The following is an 18,149-nucleotide window of genomic DNA, read 5'->3' as shown; positions in this document are numbered from 1 at the left end:
CCGATGGGATCAGCCGTTCTTTTCAGCCTCAGCCAGCTTGGCATCGATGATCTTTTTCAGATCGTCCCAAGGCTGGTTCTGTACCTTTTCGCCGGCAATGAGAAAGGTCGGAGTGCCTTCGATCGCATCCGCGGTGGCGTTTTTCTGGAAGGTCGCGACCAGATCAGCCACCTTCTGCTTGTCGGCCCAGCAGGCGTCCATCTGCTCGGGCATCATGCCGGCCTTGGCGCCGATCTTGCGCAGGTTGGCGGCGATCCCCTCGCCGTCGCTGGCCGCAAGCCAGGTCTTCTGCTCGTCAAAGATCATGTCCGAGACGGCGTAATATTTGTCGTCGCCCCCGCAGCGCGCCAGAATCCCGGCCCACAGCCCGACCGCGTCGAAATAGACATCGCGCTGGATGAACTTGACCTTGCCGGTATCGACATATTCCGCCTTGAGCTTGGGCCAGTTTTCGGTGTGGAAAGCCGCGCAATGGCTGCAGGTAAAGCTGGCATATTCGATGACGGTGACCGGCGCATCATCCTTGCCCAAAACGATATCGGGCAGCACCTTGCCTTCGGGCATCTGCTCGGCCGGAGCGGCCTCTTGCGCAAGAGCCGGCAGCGTCGAGAGAGTCAGCGCGGCCATGGCGGCAGCGATCAGGGAACGGCGGGGCAGGATCATGGAGTGGCCTTTCGGTCGTTGATGTCCCCTCGGGACAGAATGTTCAGCGCCAGCTGCCGCATGGCGGCCGATAGCGCGGGATTGTCAAAGCCCCGGGCGATGTCCTCGGCCTGGGAGATCCGGGCCGGATCGGGCGGGGGCGGCGCCCGGCGCGGGCCGCCGGTAAAAGGGGTCTGCCCCTCGGCAAAGCCCACAGGCGCGGTCTGGGTCAGCACCACCCGCGCCACGGCGTTGAAGCCGTAGCAGGCGTTCACCTTGTCGCGGATCTTTGGCAGCTGCATCTCGATCATGGGCGCACGGGAGCCGGGAACCAGCAGCGTCAGCGTGGCGCCAAAACCCTTGCCATGGCTGATCTTGACCGGGCGGGCATGGGCGGCGATCTCGGGGCCGACGACCTCGTCCCAATGGGTCAGCAGCCGCGCCACCGCAAAGCCCCGGCTTTCGCCGGCAACGCGCACCCGTTGCGCCAAAAGCTGCGCGGCGGTCTCAAAACCGCGCATCCGGCGCCGGGGTTGAGCATCGGCTTTGTTCTGGGCCATCCTGTCCGACCTGTTTACTGTGCCCGCAGTCTGGACCGCTCCGCGCCCGGACGCCAGAGCGAGAGGGCTGAAAATTGCGTGACCCGCAGGTGATCGAGGCAAAACTTCTGGGCTGGTATGACCGCCATGCCCGGGTTTTGCCCTGGCGCGCCCCGCCCGGCCATGGCCCGACCGATCCCTATCGCGTCTGGCTGTCCGAGGTGATGCTGCAGCAGACCACCGTCGCGGCGGTAAAAGCCTATTTCGAGCGCTTCACCAGCCTGTGGCCGACCGTCCACGACCTTGCCCGCGCCGAGGACGCGCAGGTCATGGCCGAATGGGCAGGGCTTGGCTATTACGCCCGCGCCCGCAACCTGATCGCCTGCGCTCGCGCGGTCGCGGCCATGGGCGCATTCCCCGACACGCGCGAGGGGCTTTCTGCCCTGCCCGGCATCGGCCCCTATACCTCGGCCGCGATCGCCGCCATCGCCTTTGACCGCGCGGAAACCGTGGTCGACGGCAATGTCGAGCGGGTCGTCGCCCGGCTTTTCGCCATCGAGACAGCCTTGCCCGCCGCCAAGCCGGAACTGGTGGCGCTGGCCTCGCGGCTGACACCCGCGCGCCGCCCCGGAGATTTCGCCCAGGCCATGATGGATCTGGGCGCGACGATCTGCACCCCGCGCAGCCCGGCCTGCGGCATCTGCCCGCTGATCGAGGACTGCGCCGCCCGCGCGCAGGGTATCGCACCCGAACTGCCGCGCAAGGCCCCGAAAAAACCCAAGCCGCTGCGGCAGGGGCAGGTCTGGATCGGTTTCACGGATAACGCCGTGCTGGTCGAGACCCGCGCCGAAAAGGGTCTTTTGGGGGCCACGCTGGCCTTTCCCTCGGCCGGTTGGGACGGATCGGACCTGCCGCCCCCAGCGCCGGCCGACTGGCAGGAGCTTGGCCTTGTGCGCCATGTCTTCACGCATTTCGCACTGGATCTGACGGTATATACTGCCCGGCTGCAACGCGCGCCTGAACGTGGCCGGCTGGTGCCGCTGGCCGGGTTTCAGCCTGACGCCCTGCCCGGGCTGATGCGCAAGGCCTGGGCGCTCGCGCGTGAGAAAACTGCCGCTGCGGCCATTCATCGCGACATCAAGTCGCTATAGCCAGCCCTGATCAAACACGCCATAGTTGTTCCCATTGAAACAGTCCGGCCCGTTCCCCGATGAAAACTGCCTTTCGCTCTCGTCTGATAAACGCTTTGCCATTCTGGCTGTCGCTGGGCATGATCCCCCTGGCCGCCATCGCGGTGATCAAGGGCGGCTACTGGTTCATGCTGCTGCCCAGCTATGCCTGGTACATGACCACCATCCTTGATGCCCTGATCGGGCTGAACAAGGAAAACCCCGATACCGAGACACCGGAAAGCCAGCTTTTCTGGTATCGCGCCATCACCGTGATCTGGTTCCCCGTGCAGGCGGCGACGATCTTCTGGGCGATCTGGTATGTCACCCGCAGCGATCATTCGGGCCTGGAATTGCTGGGCCTGTTCTGGGGCCTTGGCATCGTCTCGGGCACCATCGGCATCGTCTATGCCCATGAGCTGATGCACCAGAAACACCCGGTCGAGCGCTGGATGGGCGATCTTTTGATGACCTCGACATTCTATGGCCATTTCCGGTCCGAGCATCTGCTGGTCCATCACAGCTGGGTCGCCACGCCGCGCGATCTGGTCTCGGCGCGCTATGGCCAGGGTTTCTGGCATTATTTCCTGCGCGTGCTGATGCACGGGCCGCGCAGCGCCTGGCAGGCCGAGACGCGCAAGCTGGCGCGCGCCAACCGCAGCCCCTGGGACCGCAGCAACCCGTTCTGGCGCTATGCGGCGCTGCAACTGGCGATGCTGTTGCTGGCCTTCGCGCTTGGCGGCTGGCTGGGAATGCTCTTGTTTCTGTGGCAGGCGCTGGTCGCCGTCTGGCAGCTTGAGCTGACCAATTACGTCGAGCATTACGGCCTGACCCGCAAATATCTGGGCGATGGCCGCTATGAACATGTCCAGCCCCGCCACAGCTGGAACTCAAGCCACCGGATCACCAACTGGCTGATGATCAACCTGCAGCGCCATTCCGACCATCACTACAAGCCCGACCGGCGCTTTCCCTTGCTGCAGACCTATGACGAGGACGAGGCTCCGCAACTTCCCGCCGGCTATCCGCTGATGGCGACGGCGGCCTTGGTGCCCTCGGTCTGGCGGCGCTGGATGAATCCACGCGTGCGGGCATGGCGGCGGAAATTCTATCCCGAGATCAAGGATTGGGGCCCCTATAACAAAGGCGAGAACCCGATGCCGCGCGGGGCACTATAGCCCCGCCAGCGCCGACGCGATCAGATCCACCTGCAATGCGCCATAGGCCGGATTGGCATGGCCGAAATCGGTTTTCTCATGCGGCACATCGCGGCGCGGCTGCATGCGGAGCGAGCCGCGGATCCATTCCGGCGCGGTAAAGACCTCTTCGACGATGGTCTGCACGGGTTGCGGCAGATAGGTCGCGTCCGATCCCAGCGCCTCATGCAGAATGCGCAGGTAGCGCGCGTGAAAGGCCGCCGCATCGCCGCGTTCGGCCATGGCGATATAGGGATCGAACCTTTCGCCATCCTGCCAGCAATCCGCCGAAGGAAAGAGCGAATCCATGAACAGCACCGGCCCCTGCCCAAGCCCGGCAAGCAGCCGGATCGTGCAAAGCGCCGCCGAGATCGTCATGTGCTGGCGGATCATCGCATCCATGAGCCCGGTCGAGATCAGCTGACAGGCCTCGCCGCGCATGACCGAGGGAAAATCCGGGCTGCGATGGGTGTTTTGCAGGGGCAGGAGTGTATAAAAGCTCAGACCGCCGATCACCGCGAATGCGTCAAACCCCGCCAGAGCCAACTCGGTCATGTCGTTGTAATAGCCCATGCTGTAGCGGGCATCGTCGCCACGGGGGACCAGACGGCCTTCCTCAAGCGCCAGCGCCGCCAGCATGTTTCCGGGCATGGCCAGAACCGTGACCTGCAGACCCGGCCAGCGCCCCGGATCATTGCGCAGCGCGACGCGGGGCGCGGCGGAATAAGAATTGCCCAGCAAAAGCACCTTGCGCGGGGTCATTTGCGCATCGCCTGCAGCAGGATTTCTTCGCAGATCAGGTCCTCGGCCACTTCGGCGGCATTGCGGCCGGCGGCAGGATGTCGCGGCCGCACTTGCGCGGCCAGATCATCGGCGGCCAGTTCATGGGCGGACAGAAAGGTGCTCATGACCGCCTGCACCCCCGCTGCGGTGACATCGCGCAGGTTGCCGTGCATGAACCGCCCCCGCGCGGCCGGATTGGTCACGATCTCATAGGCAGGAAAGTAATCGACATCGGGATGGGTGGCGGCGAATTCATCTGCCGCCGAGCGCAGCACCGCCTTAGAGCGCATGGTCGCGGTCAGGACATGCCCGCCCGCCGCCGTCGCCGTCAGCGGCACCGGCGAAACCGTCAGGATCATCCGCATCCCGGGATTGAAGCCCTGCAGCAGCGCCCGCGCCCGTTCAAGATCGGCCAGCACTTCGGCATGGCGCAGATTCAGGAACGCGTGACGTGTCGGATCGAAACGCCCCGCAACGACGCCCGGACAGGTCGGATAGACCCGCCCGCCCTGCCGGTCGGCCCAGCATTCGGTCAGCCCAAGCGTAAAGATGAAGCATGAGGTCGCGGCAAACAGCCCCCTAAGCGCCGCCAGATGCTCAAGCCGCAGCGCCGACACCTCCTCGGCCGAGACAAAGCCGTCGGGCTCGATCGTCGGGCGCAAGGCGTCGTGAAAGCGCCCCGCGCGCGGCCAGATCGCGTCGGGGTCGACATGGCCGGCGCGCGCATCCTCGATCAGCTGCACCAGCTGCCGCACCGTGTAGATATTGCCGTAGCGCGCGGAATAGATGCCATAGCCATAGGCCCGCGCCACCGGATAGGGGCATTTCGGCGGGCTCGGCTCGGCATCAAGTACGGTCATGCCGGCATCGCGCAAGGCGCGCCCGACATGCTGGGCAAAGCAGCTTCCGGCGGTGGCGATCCCGGCCTCGCGGTCCAGCGGGAACTTCGGACGGTAAAGCCCCAAAGGCGCCGCAGGATCCGCCTCGGCCACGCCGCTGCGCCAAAAAGCTGTTTCTGGAAGATCCGAATAGGGATGGCTCATGGCGTAGTGATTTCACATCGCCCAAGCCATGAAAAGGCCCCGCCCGGCAGGAAAACCGCGGGGCGGGGCAAGGCAGTTCCGGCAGCGCCAGAGCTCGCTTCGCGCCGGAACCTGGCGAAACTCAGTTCGGTCGGCCCTCGTCGGCCTCCATCTCGGCGCGGATCTGCTGGCGCAGGATGTCGATGGGCACCATCCGCCCCTCGCGCCGGAAGTGCCAATAGGTCCAGCCATTGCAGCTGGGCGCGCCTTCCAGCGCCGCGCCGACCTGATGGATCGAACCCTTGACGTCATTGCCGATCAGGCTGCCATCGGCGCGCACCTTGGCCTTGTGGCGGCTGTTCATCGAGAACAGTTCTTCGCCCGGGCGCAGCATGCCGCGCTCGATCACCTGGCCAAAGGGCACGCGCGGCTCGGCCCGCTTGGCCTTGGTGGTCGAGATCGCCTCGCTGTCGAACTTGCGGATGCGCGCGATGCGCTTTTCGGCAACCTCGCGGTAAGCCGCCTCACGCTCGATGCCGATGAAGTCGCGGCCCAGCATCTTGGCCACCGCGCCGGTGGTGCCGGTGCCAAAGAACGGGTCCAGCACCACATCGCCGGGATTGGTCGAGCCGACAAGGACGCGATGCAGCAACGCCTCGGGTTTCTGGGTCGGATGGGCCTTGGCGCCGCCCTCATCCTTCAGCCGCTCGCCCCCGGTGCAGATCGGCAGCACCCAGTCCGAGCGCATCTGCACGCCCTCATTCAGCGATTTCAGCGCCTCATAGTTAAAGGTGTATTTCGCACCTTCGGACTTGCTGGCCCAGATCATCGTCTCATGGGCATTGGTCAGGCGCTTGCCGCGGAAATTCGGCATAGGGTTCGCCTTGCGCCAAACGACGTCATTCAGGATCCAGAAGCCCTGATTCTGCAGCTCGGCACCGACGCGGAAGATGTTGTGATAGCTGCCGATGACCCAGATCGCCCCGTCCGGCTTGAGGATACGGCGCGCCGCCGACATCCAGTCGCGGGTAAAGCGGTCATAGGCGGCGAAACCGGAAAACTGGTCCCAGTGATCGTCCACCGCATCGACCTTGGAATTGTCCGGCCGATGCAGCTCACCTTTCAGCTGCAGGTTATAGGGCGGGTCGGCAAAGATCAGGTCGACGCTGTTTTCGGGCAGCGCGTTCATGATCTCGATGCAGTCGCCCGCAAGGATCTGGTTAAGCGGTAGCGTTCGCGCAATCGCGCGGGATTTGGTGTCAAGCTTCGTCATCACTGCCTCGGGTTTCGGCTATTTTGTTGCCGATTTGATTTGCCCAATGATGATTCAGACCCGATTCGCCGTCAAATTCTTTTTTGAATCAATGCCTTGCTGTTCACTCTTTACACAAGATATTGTGGACGGGCTTGAAGCTGCGCCTATGATATGGGGTCACCCCCAAATCTAGCAGCGCCTGCTTATGCGCCTTGGTCGGGTATCCGGCATTCACCTCCCAGCCATAGCCGGGATGCTGTTGCGCCAAATCCACCATGATGCGGTCACGCAACAGCTTAGCCACCAGCGAGGCCGCCGCAATCGACAGCGACCGCGCATCGCCCTTGACCACGGCCTGCCCCGGCATGGGCAGATCGCGGGGCAGCAGGTTGCCGTCGACCAGCGCCAGATCGGGACGCTGGCGCAGACCGGCCAGCGCCCGGCACATCGCCAGATGCGAGGCGCGCAGGATATTCAGCGCGTCAATTTCCTCGACGCTGGCATGACCGACCGCCCAGTCGCAGCCGGTCATGATCTCCTCTGCCAGAACTTCCCGATGTTTCGGCGATAATTTCTTGGAATCGTTGATCCCTTCAGGAATCCGGTCGATCTCCAGAATGACCGCCGCCGCCGTCACCGGCCCGGCCAAAGGCCCGCGCCCGACCTCATCGACCCCGGCGATGACCCGCGCGCCCGCCCGCAGCGCCGCCTCTTCCAGCGCGTAATCCGGCGCGCTCATGCCTCAATGGTGACCGAAGGAATGACGACCTCTTCCAGGTTCACGCCGGTGCCTTCACGGTCCACGACCAGAAAATCAGCGGCCCGGTCCAGCGGCGTCAGCACCCCGTGCCAGACCCCAGCACGCAGGTTCACGCCCATGCCCGCCGGCACCAGAAACGCAATCAGCGCCCCCGGACGCCCGCCCTCATCCGGCGCCACGACCGACAGCCATGGATCCGGCCCCAGCGGCATGAAGGCTTGCGAACCCAGCGGATGCCGCTCCAGCAGCGCGCAGTCATAGGGCAGGCTCACCGGCTCGGACCGGAAAATCGAAATGATCGCCTCGCCCCCGCCACGCTCGACAGTGGCCAGCGCGTGATGGCGCTCGCAGCGCCCGGCATTGATCATCTTGCTTGCCTGCGCCCGCACCGCCAACAGCTCACCAAAGGGCGCGAATTCCTCGGCCGAGATCGGCCTGATCCTGATTTTCTTCATCTTCTTTCATGTCCAAATATCCCGGGGGTCCGGGGGCAGCGCCCCCGGTGCCCGGATCACAACCGTTCCATACGCGGCAAAAAGATCGTCAACAGCCCCATCAGCGGCAGATAGGCGCAGATCTGATAGACATACTCGATCCCGCGCGCATCGGCGATCACCCCCAGCACGGCGGCAGCAATCCCGCCCATGCCAAAGGCAAAGCCAAAGAAGATGCCGGCAATCAGCCCGGTCCGCCCCGGCACCAGCTCCTGCGCGAACACCACGATCGCCGGAAAGGCCGAGGCGAGGATCAACCCGATCACCACCGTCAGCGCCCCGGTCGCCGCCAGCCCGACATGCGGCAGCGCCAGCGTGAAGGGCAGAATTCCCAGAATCGAGAACCAGATCACCTTCAACGGCCCGATCTTGTCACCGACCAGCCCGCCCAGCATGACGCCCCCGGCCATGCCGCCCAGGAACAGGAACAGCATCAACTGCGCCTGCTGGGTGGTCAGGTCGAACTTCTCGATCAGGAAAAAGGTGTAATAGCTGGAAATGCTGGCCGTATAGATATTCTTGGTAAAGGTCAGCAGCGCCAGCACCACGATGGCCATGGCCACACGCCGCCGCGAAAAGGGCGAAGGGGCTGCGGGCTTGTGCGCCGCGGCGCGACGCCGCCCCTCGGCCCAGGTTCCGACCCGCCACAGGATGGCCGAACCCAGCATCGCCGCCACGGAAAAGATCGCGACCGAAGGCCGCCCCAGCGGCACCACGATAAAGGCCGCCAGCAACGGCCCCAGCGCGGTGCCGAAATTCCCGCCCAGCTGGAACAGCGACTGCGCCGTCCCGAACCGCCCGCCCGAGGCGATGCGCGCCACGCGCGAACTTTCGGGGTGAAACACCGCCGAGCCGATGCCGATCAGCATCGCGCCAGTCAGCAGCACCCAATATTCATGCGCGAGCGCCAGCAGCAGCACCCCGAAAAAGGTCGAGCCCATCCCCACCGCCAGCGATCGCGGCATCGGCTTCTTGTCGGTGATCAGCCCCACCACCGGCTGCAACAGCGAGGCGGTGACCTGAAAGGAGAAAGTCATCAACCCGATCTGCCAATAGGACAGCGTGAATTCCTGCCGCAGCAACGGATAGATCGCCGCCAGCATGGATTGCATAATGTCGTTGATCATGTGGCACAGGCTGATGGCGATCAGCACGGTCCAGGCCGTGGCAGACGCGCCCGGCCCGCGGAAAGTCGCAGTCTCCGTCACGGACTCACCTCATGTGTTAATGCCCGTTTTCTGGTTCCGCATCGCCGGAAAGTCAACCGACCCTGGCGGATCACGACCAAGGGCCGTTTCTCGCGACTGCGCTCGCCCACTGGACGGCTCCTAACTGAACCGTTAAGTTTACTTTTGTGCTCCGTTGGGGCATATTCGCCATTGCGCCCCGTACCAGGCATCCGGAAGCAGCCCGTCCGCTTAACCGACTGAGTTAATCGCCATAAAATCATGGAATTCAACACCCACGTCATGCAGGCCCTTTCTGCACAGGAACAGGTGCGCAAGCGCCGCAACATGACCTAGCAATCTGTCCAGGAGGATGTGCTTGGCCGTATTCACGACGGCACCTGGGCCCCGGGCGAGCTGATCCCGACCGAGACCGAACTGGCCGCCGAATTCGGCTGCGCGCGCGCCACCGTCAACCGGGCATTGCAGGTTTTGGCCGACAGCGGCGTGCTTGAGCGTCGCCGCAAGGTTGGTACCCGAGTCGTGGCTCATCCCAATGTGCAGACCGTGCGCTTCCTGCTGCGGCGCGAGATCGAGGCAGTGGGCAAGACCTATGGCTATCAGCTGGTCCATATCGAGAAAGCCTCGCCGCCGACCGAGGTCGCCCAGGCCATGCTGCTGCGCCCCGAGGACAAGCTGCTCTGGACCAAAAGCAGCTTTACCGCCAGCGATCAGCCCTATTGCTGCGAAGAGCGCTGGATCAACTTTCATGCAACGCCCGGCCTGACCAAAGAGGCATTGCAAAAGATCAGCCCCTGCGAATGGCTGCTGGGCCATATCCCCATCAACCGTGCCAATATGTCGATGGGGGCAACGATGGCCAACGAGGGTTTCGTGGCCGAGGCGCTCAGGGTCGCACCGGCCGATCCGGTTCTGCTGGTCGAGCGGCTGGACTGGCTGGACAACATGCCGATCTCATTGACACGGCGTCACTTTCCGCGCGGGCATCGCTTCTCGGCAACGATCTAGGACAAGATCAACACGAGTTGACCCCTGATCGCTTGCCTTGGGCGGCGAAAATCGCCAGAATCGCCAGCAAAACCGAAAAAACTACAGGCACCCGAGCATGCTTCCGACCGTCACCGCCGCTGGTGCGGCTTCTCGCCTTTCGCTGGCGACCGTCGCCCTTTTCCTGTCGCTGGCCCCGGCCTGGCCGCAGGCCGATTCCACGGCCACGACCAGCACCGCCGCCGCCTCGGTCGCAAGGGCGCCGGCCGTGATCACCCCGGCCCAGATCGAGGCCGCCACCTATGGCGGCGGCGACCTGCCCGCCGGCCAGTCGGCCCTGACCGCCAAGGTACAGGTGCTGCTGGACCGTTCAGGCATCTCGCCGGGCGTGGTCGACGGCTGGCGCGGCGGCATGAGCGAAAGCGCGGTCAAGGCCTTCCAGCGCCGCGCCGGGCTGCCAATGACCGGCCGGATGGATCACGCGGTCTGGGATCTGCTGCAAGCCTATGCGGCGGCGCCCGTCACCATGGCCTATACGATCACCGAGGATGACGCCTATGGGCTGGTGGACCAGATCCCCGCCGATTACGCCGAAAAGGCCAAGATGAGCTCGCAAGGCTATACCAGCATCCTGGAAAAGCTGTCCGAGCGCTTTCACATGGACGAAAAGTTCATGATCAAGCTGAATCCGGGCGTCGAATTCCTACCCGGCGCCATCATCCAGGCGACCGTCCCCGCCAAGCCGATCCGCGCCACCGTCACCCGTATCATCGTCGACAAGGAAACCCGCCGCGTCGCCGCCTATGACGGGCGCGGCAATCTGGTGGCGGATTATCCAGCGACCGTCGGCTCGACCGAGACTCCCTCGCCGCATGGCAACCATGTCGTCGATGCGGTCGCGCTGAACCCGACCTATACCTATAACCCCAAGCGCAACTTCAAGCAGGGCGAGAATGACCGCGTGCTGATCGTGCCCGCCGGCCCGAACGCCCCGGTCGGCAATGTCTGGATCGACCTCAGCGAGCCGACCTATGGCATCCATGGCACCGCCACCCCCTCAAAGCTGTTCGTCAGCCAGTCCCATGGCTGTGTGCGGCTGACGAACTGGGACGCATGGGAGCTCGCGCATATGGTCAAGGCCAAGCAGACCACGGTCGAGTTCCTGGATCCTGGCGTGAGCATCGCCGATGTGACCGGGGCCTCGCCCGCCGCCGCCGCGACGCGAACGACTGCCGTGACGGCGATCAGCGCGACCCGGCCCCTGGCGCGCGGGAACCGGGTGCCGCCGCAACTGGCCGGCGCCGCGCCGATCCCTGCGGCACAACCCGCAGCGCAGCCGACAGCACAATCCACGGTGCTGCCCGCCGCGGCGGCACCTGCCGCGACCCCGCCCGTCGACGCGCTGGCCGCCTCGCTCGCCAAGGCAGGGGCAGAGGTCGCGCCCGCCGCGGTCATCACGCCCGCGACGCCTGCGTCATCCGAACCGCTCGCGCCCGCCCATGCCGCGCCTGCCGCAATGACGGATGAGCCGGAATACCCTTCCGACGCCGGATTGCCCGGCAGTCTGCCGGATCAACAGGTCGGTGTGGTGACCCTGCCCCCGCAAGGCGGGCAGCCCTGAACATGCGATGGCTGCTGCCGGCAGTGCTGCTTGCATTGGCGATCGCGCAGCCATCCCCCGCGCAGGAAACACGTCCCGCGCCGCGTCCTCAGATACCGGACAGCTCGCCGGATATGGCCACGGCCGCGACAGACCCCGCCGCGACGCCCAGGCATGCGACGCAGCGCGAAAGCGATTTCGACCATGCCGCCTGCCGGCTTGAGCTGACCTTGCTGGGCGCGGATTTCAGCGAACAGGCCCCGCTGACCGATCCCGCACATCGCGATTGCGGCATTGCCCGCCCGATCCTGCTACGCCGCCCCCTGCCCGGCATCGAGATCCCCGGCGGCGCCGTGATGCGCTGCGATACCGCACGCCATCTGGCATATTGGCTGCGCGACTTCGTCCGCCCCGCCGCCGCGCTGCTGCCCGGCCAACCCCGATTGGTGGCGCTGGAGCCGGGGACAACCTATCAATGCCGCGCCACGGTTGGAACCGGCGGCGAAAACCTCTCGGAACACGCCTTCGGCAATGCTTTCGACATCGCCGCATTCCGTTTTTCGGACGCTACCCGCATCCAGATCACGCCGCGTCAGGACAGCGGCGACATGATCGAAGCCTTTCAGCGCGCGGTGCGCGGCACGGCCTGCCTGCATTTCACCACCGTGCTTGGCCCCGGCACGAACGCCGCGCATGACAACCATCTGCATCTGGATATCAAGCCGCGTCGCGGCGACTGGCGGCTGTGCCAGTAGCCGCCCTATAGGTATTCTCCTTTGCCCAAGCCACGACATGGCAGATATCATGGCAGCGAAGATTTTGCCGGGCAGCACTGACGAAAGCCGGCCAATCGCATGGCCTGAATCGCGCGCAGCCGGGCAATGCCCGATTCGGGCAACCGCGCGCGATCCGGGACGCGGATGAAATATCCAGTAACCGCTAAGGCACTCCCCGGCCCGACCACAGATGAAGGCCAACCCGTCGCCTCTGATGCAATGATCCGACGACCAGGATGGCCTTCGATGCGACTTAGCCCGGCCGCGCCGACACCGGCCCCAGAACCTCGGCCAGTTGGGCAAAGCTCTGCTTCGCGTTCGGGCTCTTGCGGGTAAAGAATGTGTCCAGCCCGGGAAAGATCCGCACCGCCTCGTCCAGCCTTGCGTCCGACCCCGGCGCATAAAGCCCGGCGCGGATCATCAGTTCGGATTCGGCATAGGTCCCCAAAAGCGACCGCGCCCGGGCGATCAGCGCATTCTCATGCGCGCTGGCCGCCTGTGGCAGCGACCGCGAGACCGAGCGCAGCACATCGACCGCCGGGAACCGCCCCCGCTCGGCAATGGCGCGGTCCAGCACCACATGCCCGTCCAGCACCCCGCGCAGGATATCGGCGACCGGCTCCTCCATGTCCGAGCCGGCAACCAACACGCTGAAGATCGCGGTGATATCGCCCGAACCGACCGGCCCCGGCCCGGACCTTTCGGCCAAGGACATAATCATCTGCGAGGTCGAGGGCGGAAAGCCGCGATAGCTGGGGCTTTCGCCCGCCGCTAGGGCGATCTCACGATGCGCCTCGGCGAAACGGGTGATCGAATCGGCCAGAAACAGCACGTGCTTGCCCTGATCGCGGAAATGCTCGGCCACGGTCATTGCCGCCCAAGCACAGCGGCGGCGCGTCAAAGGCGACTGGTCCGAGGTCGCCGCGATCACGACCGACCGCGCCATGCCTTCTTCGCCCAGCACCTCCTCGACGAATTCACGCAGTTCGCGCCCGCGCTCGCCAATCAACCCGATCACCACGACATCCGCCGACACCCCGCGCGCGAGCGATGACAGCAATGTCGACTTGCCGACCCCCGAGCCCGCGAACAGCCCCATTCGCTGACCGCGCACCAAAGGCAGCAGCGTATCAAAAACCGCCAGCCCCGTATCCAGCCGCCCGCCCAGCCGGTTGCGCCCGGCGGCCGGCGGCGGCGGCGGACGAAAGCCGCGCTCATCCCCGCCGGCCAGCAGCGGCCGGCCATCCAGCGGTTGCCCGAAAGGATCGATGATTCGCCCGATCCACGAGTTGGCCGGCGCCAGCGAGGGCGCAAAGATCAGCTCGACCCGCATGCCGATCGACAGCCCATCCATCGCGCCTTCGGGCAGAATCGCGACTCGCTCGGCTTGCAGCGACACGATTTCTCCGGCAAGGCATTCACCAGAACGCATTGAAAACAAAACACGATCTCCAAGAGATGCGTACCAGCTCAGCCCTTCGGCCCAGATCAGACCGGCCTGGATTGCACAGATCTGCCCGAAATGCCGCGTCATGCGCACACGCCCGATCCGGGCTGCGACCGACAACATTTTATCCATTCCAAGCTTCCTTTTTTCGCGGCGGACCTGTGCCTCGAAACAGTTTCTAAACCTATTGGGGTTAAAACCCGGTTTATCGGAACTGAGGAGAAGCCTCGATGTTTGACCGGATCGAAACCTTGCGCATGGCAAGTTCGCTGACCGCCCACGCGGCCGAACGCCAGAAGCTGATCGCGCAGAACGTGGCCAATGCCGACACGCCGGGCTTTCGCAGTCGGGACCTTGCGGGATTCGCCAGCACCTACCGATCACAGGTCTCGGCCGAGATGCGCAGTACCCGCCCCGGCCACATGACCGGTGTCAGCTGGGGCGGCGACACGGGGCGCGTGATGGATGATGGCGGCGAACCCGCCCCCAACGGCAATACCGTCTCGATCGAGGAAGAAATGATCCGCATCGCCGAAGCCCGGCGCGAATTCGACATCTCTCTGGCAGTCACGCGATCGGCCATGACGCTGATCCGGACCAGCCTTGGCCGTCGCGGGTAAGAGGTTGTAACATGACGGAAAAGCTTTCGGCAGTCCAGATCGCGGCCTCGGGTATGCGTTCACAATCAGAGCGGCTGCGCCATATCTCGGAAAACATCGCCAATGCCGACACACCCGGCTATCGGCGCAAGACCATCGCCTTTGAGGAGCAGATCGATTTCGGCCGCCATACCGGCGCCGTTGAGGCTGGTCCCACCCGTCTGGACCGCCGCGACCTGCCGGAAATCTTCGACCCCGCGCATCCGATGGCGGGCGACGACGGCTATTACATGGGGTCGAATGTCGATCTGGTCGTCGAAATCGCCGACGCGAAAGAGGCAGGCCGCAGCTATGAAGCGAACCTCCGTGTCTTTGAACAATCCCGGCAGATGGGCAGTTCGCTGCTTGATCTGATCCGCCGCTGAAGGGGCTTCCCATGATCACATCAAGCATCGCCGCCACCGCCTATGACCGCGCCCGCCAGGCCGTTTCGCCCGCCGAAGGCCTGCCGCAAGGCGTAACCACCGCCGCTTCTGATTTTGCCAAGGTGATGGAACAGGTCGACCATGCCGCGACCGGCGCCATGACCGGCCAGGGCGATACCCATGACCTGGTGCAAAGCATCGCCCAGGCCGAGATTGCGCTCGAGACAGTCGTCGCCATCCGCGACAAGGTTGTCGAGGCCTATCAGGAAATCCTGCGGATGCCGGTCTGAGGTGTCGCGATGGACGAAAACCTGATCTTTGACCTCACCCGTCAGGCATTGTGGATCGCCGTCAGGATGTCCGCGCCGCTGCTGATCGTGGCGCTGGTGACCGGCGTCGTGATCGGCCTTTTCCAGGCCCTGACCTCGGTGCAGGAAATGACGCTGACCTTCGTCCCCAAGATCGGGCTGATGCTGGTGGTCTTCTGGGTCAGCATGAGCTTCATGACCGCGACTCTGGCCGGATTTTTCAATGACCAGATCCTGCCGCAGATTGCGGGGTCCTGAGCCGTGGATAACGCGATCTATGCCGCTCTGACCCGCCAGTCCGGATTGATGCGCGAAATGCGCACCATCGCGAACAATATGGCCAATACCAACACCACCGGCTTTCGTCGCGAAGGGGTGATCTTTTCGGAATACATGGTACCGCTGGACCGCCATGGCGACACGCTCTCCATGGCCAATGGCCGCGGCCGGATGGTCGATCTTGGGCAGGCCGGGCTGACACAGACCAACGGCCGCTATGACGTCGCCATCGATGGCGAAGGCTTCCTGATGGTGCAAACGCCGCAAGGCGCGCGCCTGACCCGCGCCGGCGCCTTCATGCCAAATGCCGAGGGGGAACTGGTCAACCCCGACGGCTATCAGCTGCTTGATGAGGGCCAGGCCCCCATCGTCATTCCCGCGGGGGCACGCAGCGTCGGGATCGGCACCGACGGCACGATCTCGGCCGATGGCAATCCGATCAGTCGGATCGGGGTTTTTGAAAGCCCGGACCCGTCGCGCTTGCAGCATGAATCGGGCACGCTGTTCGACCCAGGCGGTGCGGTCGAAGCACTTGAGGAACCGATCGTGCGGCAAGGCTTTCTCGAGGAATCGAATGTCGACCCGGTGCTGGAAATGGCCCGCATGGTCGAGGTCCAGCGCGCCTACGAACTTGGCCAGAGTTTTCTTGATCAGGAAGACCAGCGCATCCGCATGACCATCACCTCGATGACCCGGTGAAAGGGCAGAACATGAGAGCACTTCAGATCGCAGCAACCGGCATGAGCGCGCAGCAGACGCGCGTCGATGTCATTTCGAACAACCTCGCAAACATGTCGACCACCGGTTACAATCCGCGGCGCGCCGAATTCGCCGATCTGCAGTACCAGCAGGCGGTTCGCCCCGGTACGCTGACCGCAACCAATGGTGCCATGGTACCGGCGGGGGTGCAGCTGGGCCTGGGCGTGCGGCCGGCGGCCGTTACGGTCATGTTGGGTCAAGGCACGCTCAATCAGACGAATGGCGATCTGGACGTGGCGATTGATGGCTATGGCTATCTTGAGGTCACGCTACCGTCCGGGGTTTCGGCCTATACCCGCGACGGCAGCCTTAAACGCTCGGCCGAGGGTCAGGTGGTTACGTCCGATGGCTATCCGCTGGTTCCCGACATCACCATTCCGCAAGATGCGCGCAGCATCGCGATCAACGCGAATGGCGAGGTCTTCGCCTATTTCAACGACCGCGTCGAACCCGAGAATCTTGGCCAGATCACATTGGCGAATTTCGTCAACGAAAAGGGCCTCGAGGCGATCGGGTCGAACCTGTTTCTGGAAAGCACAGCCTCGGGCGCGCCACAGGTCGCAACGCCCGGCGAAGAGGGTCTGGGTACGATCCGCGCCGGCTATCTCGAGGAAAGCTCGGTCGATCCGGTGCGCGAGATCGCCGAACTGATCAAGGCTCAGCGCGGATATGAGCTGAACTCCAAGGTCATCACCGCAGCCGACCAGATGCTGGGAACGACGGTGCAGGTGCGATGATGAAAGCGCTGCTTCTTGCTGTCTTGCTTATGCCAGCCTGCGCCTCGGCTGGGTCACTGATCGCGCAGCGCACCCTTCCGGCAGGAACGATCATCATGCCGACCGATGTCGCCGCAACCGCCGAGGGCGACGGATTGCCCGACAACATCTCGCAAGTGGTCGGCCAGCAGCTGCGCGTCATCGTCTATGAAGGACGGCGGATCGAGGCATCGTTCCTGACCGCACCCACCGCCATCAATCGTAACCAGATGGTCACACTGGCATATGAAAAATCGGCACTTCGGATCGAGGCAGAGGGCCGCGCCCTGTCTGCCGGCAGTGTCGGTCAGGTCATCCGCGTCATGAACACCGCCTCACGCGTTACCGTATCCGGGCGTATTGCACCGAACGGAACCGTCGTCGTCGAACAATTCTGAAGGAAGCCAACATGCCCCGGTTCATCCCTCTCAACACTCGCTCGGTGGCCCTGGCCATGTCGATCATGTTGGTCATGTCTGCCTGCGGGCGCGTGACACAGATCGGCAGAGTACCGGGAATGACCGAGCCCGAAAGCAGCGTCGAATTCCAGGCCATGAGTTCGGCGGGCTATGGCATTGAGGAACTGCCCGATCGCCCCGACAGTGCCGCGTCGCTCTGGCGGACAACGCAGAATTCACTGGTCGCCGATCGTCGCGCCTCGAATCGCGGCGATATCCTGACGGTCGTCATTGAAATCGACGACAAGGCAGAGATGCAGAACAGTTCGGGCCGGTCGCGCAGCTCTGCCGACAAGGTCGGCATCCCGCAGATGATGGGCCTGCCGCAGCGTCTGAGCGAAGTCCTGCCCGAGGGCGCCGGCGTTGACCCGCTGGCCGAGGCGAAGGCGTCCTCGACCTATAAGGGCAGCGGAAACATCTCGCGTCGGGACAAGCTGACATTGCGGGTCGCCGCAACGGTCGTCGACAGACTGCCCAACGGGGTCCTGCGCATCCAGGGCACCCAGGAAGTCCGCGTAAACTACGAGGTCCGCGAGCTGACGGTCAGCGGCTTCGTACGTCCCTCGGATATCGATCGCCGCAATGAAATCGCCTATGACCGGATCGCGGGTGCCCGCATCTCATATGGTGGACACGGTCAGATCAGCGACGTCCAGCAACCGCGCTACGGCCAGCAGGTCGCGGATATCATTCTTCCGTATTGAGAGGT

The 18,149-nt window shown here is 64.3% G+C and carries 22 protein-coding genes and 1 pseudogene; 14 read left to right on the top strand and 9 right to left on the bottom strand.

The features are described 5' to 3' along the window. Positions 1–9: 9 nt before the first annotated feature. Positions 10–663, bottom strand: a complete 654-nt coding sequence (locus DFP89_RS12600; RefSeq protein ID WP_114349746.1) for a DsbA family protein — start codon at positions 661–663, stop codon at positions 10–12. After that, entirely contained in the window at positions 660–1,202 is a 543-nt protein-coding gene (locus tag DFP89_RS12595; RefSeq protein ID WP_245948709.1) for a DUF721 domain-containing protein, read from the bottom strand. Before DFP89_RS12595 ends, DFP89_RS12600 begins: the two co-directional genes overlap by 4 nt. A 74-nt stretch (positions 1,203–1,276) precedes the next feature. Between DFP89_RS12595 and DFP89_RS12590 the strand changes: the two genes are divergently transcribed. Continuing rightward, positions 1,277–2,332 (top strand): A/G-specific adenine glycosylase, encoded by a 1,056-nt coding sequence (locus DFP89_RS12590; RefSeq protein ID WP_114349744.1) that lies wholly within the window; start codon positions 1,277–1,279, stop codon positions 2,330–2,332. Between the two features lie 59 nt (positions 2,333–2,391). Continuing rightward, positions 2,392–3,528 (top strand): alkane 1-monooxygenase, encoded by a 1,137-nt coding sequence (locus DFP89_RS12585; RefSeq protein WP_114349743.1) that lies wholly within the window; start codon positions 2,392–2,394, stop codon positions 3,526–3,528. On the opposite strand, the gene DFP89_RS12580 is transcribed toward DFP89_RS12585, so the two are convergent. From DFP89_RS12580 to DFP89_RS12555, 6 genes are all read right to left on the bottom strand, one after another. Further along, complete coding sequence (locus DFP89_RS12580; RefSeq protein WP_114349742.1) at positions 3,523–4,308, bottom strand: hypothetical protein; 786 nt, start codon at positions 4,306–4,308, stop codon at positions 3,523–3,525. The two genes, DFP89_RS12585 and DFP89_RS12580, sit on opposite strands and share 6 nt — an antisense overlap. Continuing rightward, positions 4,305–5,372, bottom strand: coding sequence for a GSCFA domain-containing protein (locus tag DFP89_RS12575; protein ID WP_114349741.1), 1,068 nt, complete (start codon positions 5,370–5,372; stop codon positions 4,305–4,307). The genes DFP89_RS12580 and DFP89_RS12575 overlap by 4 nt, the downstream gene beginning before the upstream one ends. Before the next feature lie 121 nt (positions 5,373–5,493). Further along, entirely contained in the window at positions 5,494–6,624 is a 1,131-nt protein-coding gene (locus DFP89_RS12570; RefSeq protein WP_114349740.1) for a site-specific DNA-methyltransferase, read from the bottom strand. A 103-nt stretch (positions 6,625–6,727) separates the two neighbouring features. Further along, entirely contained in the window at positions 6,728–7,345 is a 618-nt protein-coding gene (locus tag DFP89_RS12565; protein ID WP_114349739.1) for a ribonuclease HII, read from the bottom strand. Next, positions 7,342–7,821 carry an ureidoglycolate lyase gene (locus DFP89_RS12560; protein ID WP_114349738.1) on the bottom strand — a complete coding sequence of 160 codons (480 nt, stop codon included), beginning with the start codon at positions 7,819–7,821 and terminating at the stop codon, positions 7,342–7,344. Before DFP89_RS12560 ends, DFP89_RS12565 begins: the two co-directional genes overlap by 4 nt. A gap of 56 nt (positions 7,822–7,877) precedes the next feature. After that, positions 7,878–9,068 (bottom strand): MFS transporter, encoded by a 1,191-nt coding sequence (locus DFP89_RS12555; protein WP_114349737.1) that lies wholly within the window; start codon positions 9,066–9,068, stop codon positions 7,878–7,880. 330 nt (positions 9,069–9,398) lie between these two features. Between DFP89_RS12555 and DFP89_RS21095 the strand changes: the two are divergent. The 4 genes and pseudogenes from DFP89_RS21095 to DFP89_RS12540 form a co-directional block, all read left to right on the top strand. Then, positions 9,399–9,557: pseudogene (locus DFP89_RS21095) on the top strand (GntR family transcriptional regulator); the annotation flags it as partial. Beyond that, positions 9,534–10,055, top strand: coding sequence for a GntR family transcriptional regulator (locus tag DFP89_RS12550; RefSeq protein WP_342770944.1), 522 nt, complete (start codon positions 9,534–9,536; stop codon positions 10,053–10,055). The pseudogene DFP89_RS21095 and the gene DFP89_RS12550, both read left to right, overlap by 24 nt. Positions 10,056–10,152: 97 nt before the next feature. Beyond that, entirely contained in the window at positions 10,153–11,655 is a 1,503-nt protein-coding gene (locus DFP89_RS12545) for a L,D-transpeptidase family protein (RefSeq protein ID WP_114349736.1), read from the top strand. Between the two features lie 113 nt (positions 11,656–11,768). Continuing rightward, entirely contained in the window at positions 11,769–12,389 is a 621-nt protein-coding gene (locus tag DFP89_RS12540) for an extensin-like domain-containing protein (protein ID WP_245948705.1), read from the top strand. A 274-nt stretch (positions 12,390–12,663) separates the two neighbouring features. Here DFP89_RS12540 and DFP89_RS12535 read toward each other — a convergent pair whose 3' ends face one another. Beyond that, positions 12,664–13,980: a FliI/YscN family ATPase gene (locus tag DFP89_RS12535; protein WP_114349807.1), complete on the bottom strand. Its 1,317-nt coding sequence runs from the start codon at positions 13,978–13,980 to the stop codon at positions 12,664–12,666. A 107-nt stretch (positions 13,981–14,087) separates the two neighbouring features. Between DFP89_RS12535 and DFP89_RS12530 the strand changes: the two genes are divergently transcribed. The 8 genes from DFP89_RS12530 to flgH are packed head-to-tail and all read left to right on the top strand — an operon-like array spanning position 14,088 to position 18,144. Beyond that, positions 14,088–14,477, top strand: coding sequence for a FlgB family protein (locus tag DFP89_RS12530; protein WP_114349734.1), 390 nt, complete (start codon positions 14,088–14,090; stop codon positions 14,475–14,477). Between the two features lie 11 nt (positions 14,478–14,488). After that, positions 14,489–14,881 (top strand): flagellar basal body rod protein FlgC, encoded by a 393-nt coding sequence (gene flgC / locus DFP89_RS12525; protein ID WP_114349733.1) that lies wholly within the window; start codon positions 14,489–14,491, stop codon positions 14,879–14,881. Between the two features lie 11 nt (positions 14,882–14,892). Beyond that, on the top strand, positions 14,893–15,171 hold the full coding sequence (fliE, locus tag DFP89_RS12520; RefSeq protein ID WP_114349732.1) for a flagellar hook-basal body complex protein FliE: 279 nt from the start codon (positions 14,893–14,895) through the stop codon (positions 15,169–15,171). 9 nt (positions 15,172–15,180) lie between these two features. Then, positions 15,181–15,447 carry a flagellar biosynthetic protein FliQ gene (locus DFP89_RS12515; RefSeq protein WP_114349731.1) on the top strand — a complete coding sequence of 89 codons (267 nt, stop codon included), beginning with the start codon at positions 15,181–15,183 and terminating at the stop codon, positions 15,445–15,447. 3 nt (positions 15,448–15,450) lie between these two features. Then, positions 15,451–16,167 carry a flagellar hook-basal body complex protein gene (locus DFP89_RS12510; protein ID WP_114349730.1) on the top strand — a complete coding sequence of 239 codons (717 nt, stop codon included), beginning with the start codon at positions 15,451–15,453 and terminating at the stop codon, positions 16,165–16,167. Between the two features lie 11 nt (positions 16,168–16,178). Continuing rightward, on the top strand, positions 16,179–16,964 hold the full coding sequence (gene flgG / locus DFP89_RS12505; protein ID WP_114349729.1) for a flagellar basal-body rod protein FlgG: 786 nt from the start codon (positions 16,179–16,181) through the stop codon (positions 16,962–16,964). After that, positions 16,964–17,380 (top strand): flagellar basal body P-ring formation chaperone FlgA, encoded by a 417-nt coding sequence (gene flgA, locus DFP89_RS12500; RefSeq protein ID WP_114349806.1) that lies wholly within the window; start codon positions 16,964–16,966, stop codon positions 17,378–17,380. Before flgG ends, flgA begins: the two co-directional genes overlap by 1 nt. 11 nt (positions 17,381–17,391) lie before the next feature. After that, complete coding sequence (gene flgH, locus DFP89_RS12495; protein ID WP_245948703.1) at positions 17,392–18,144, top strand: flagellar basal body L-ring protein FlgH; 753 nt, start codon at positions 17,392–17,394, stop codon at positions 18,142–18,144. The last annotated feature ends 5 nt before the right edge of the window (positions 18,145–18,149 follow it).

The organism is Paracoccus lutimaris, from assembly GCF_003337565.1.
Classification (GTDB): Bacteria; Pseudomonadota; Alphaproteobacteria; order Rhodobacterales; family Rhodobacteraceae; genus Paracoccus; species Paracoccus lutimaris.
The sequence above is the reverse complement of the archived record's forward strand: the minus strand, read 5'-3'. Positions and strand labels throughout refer to the sequence as shown.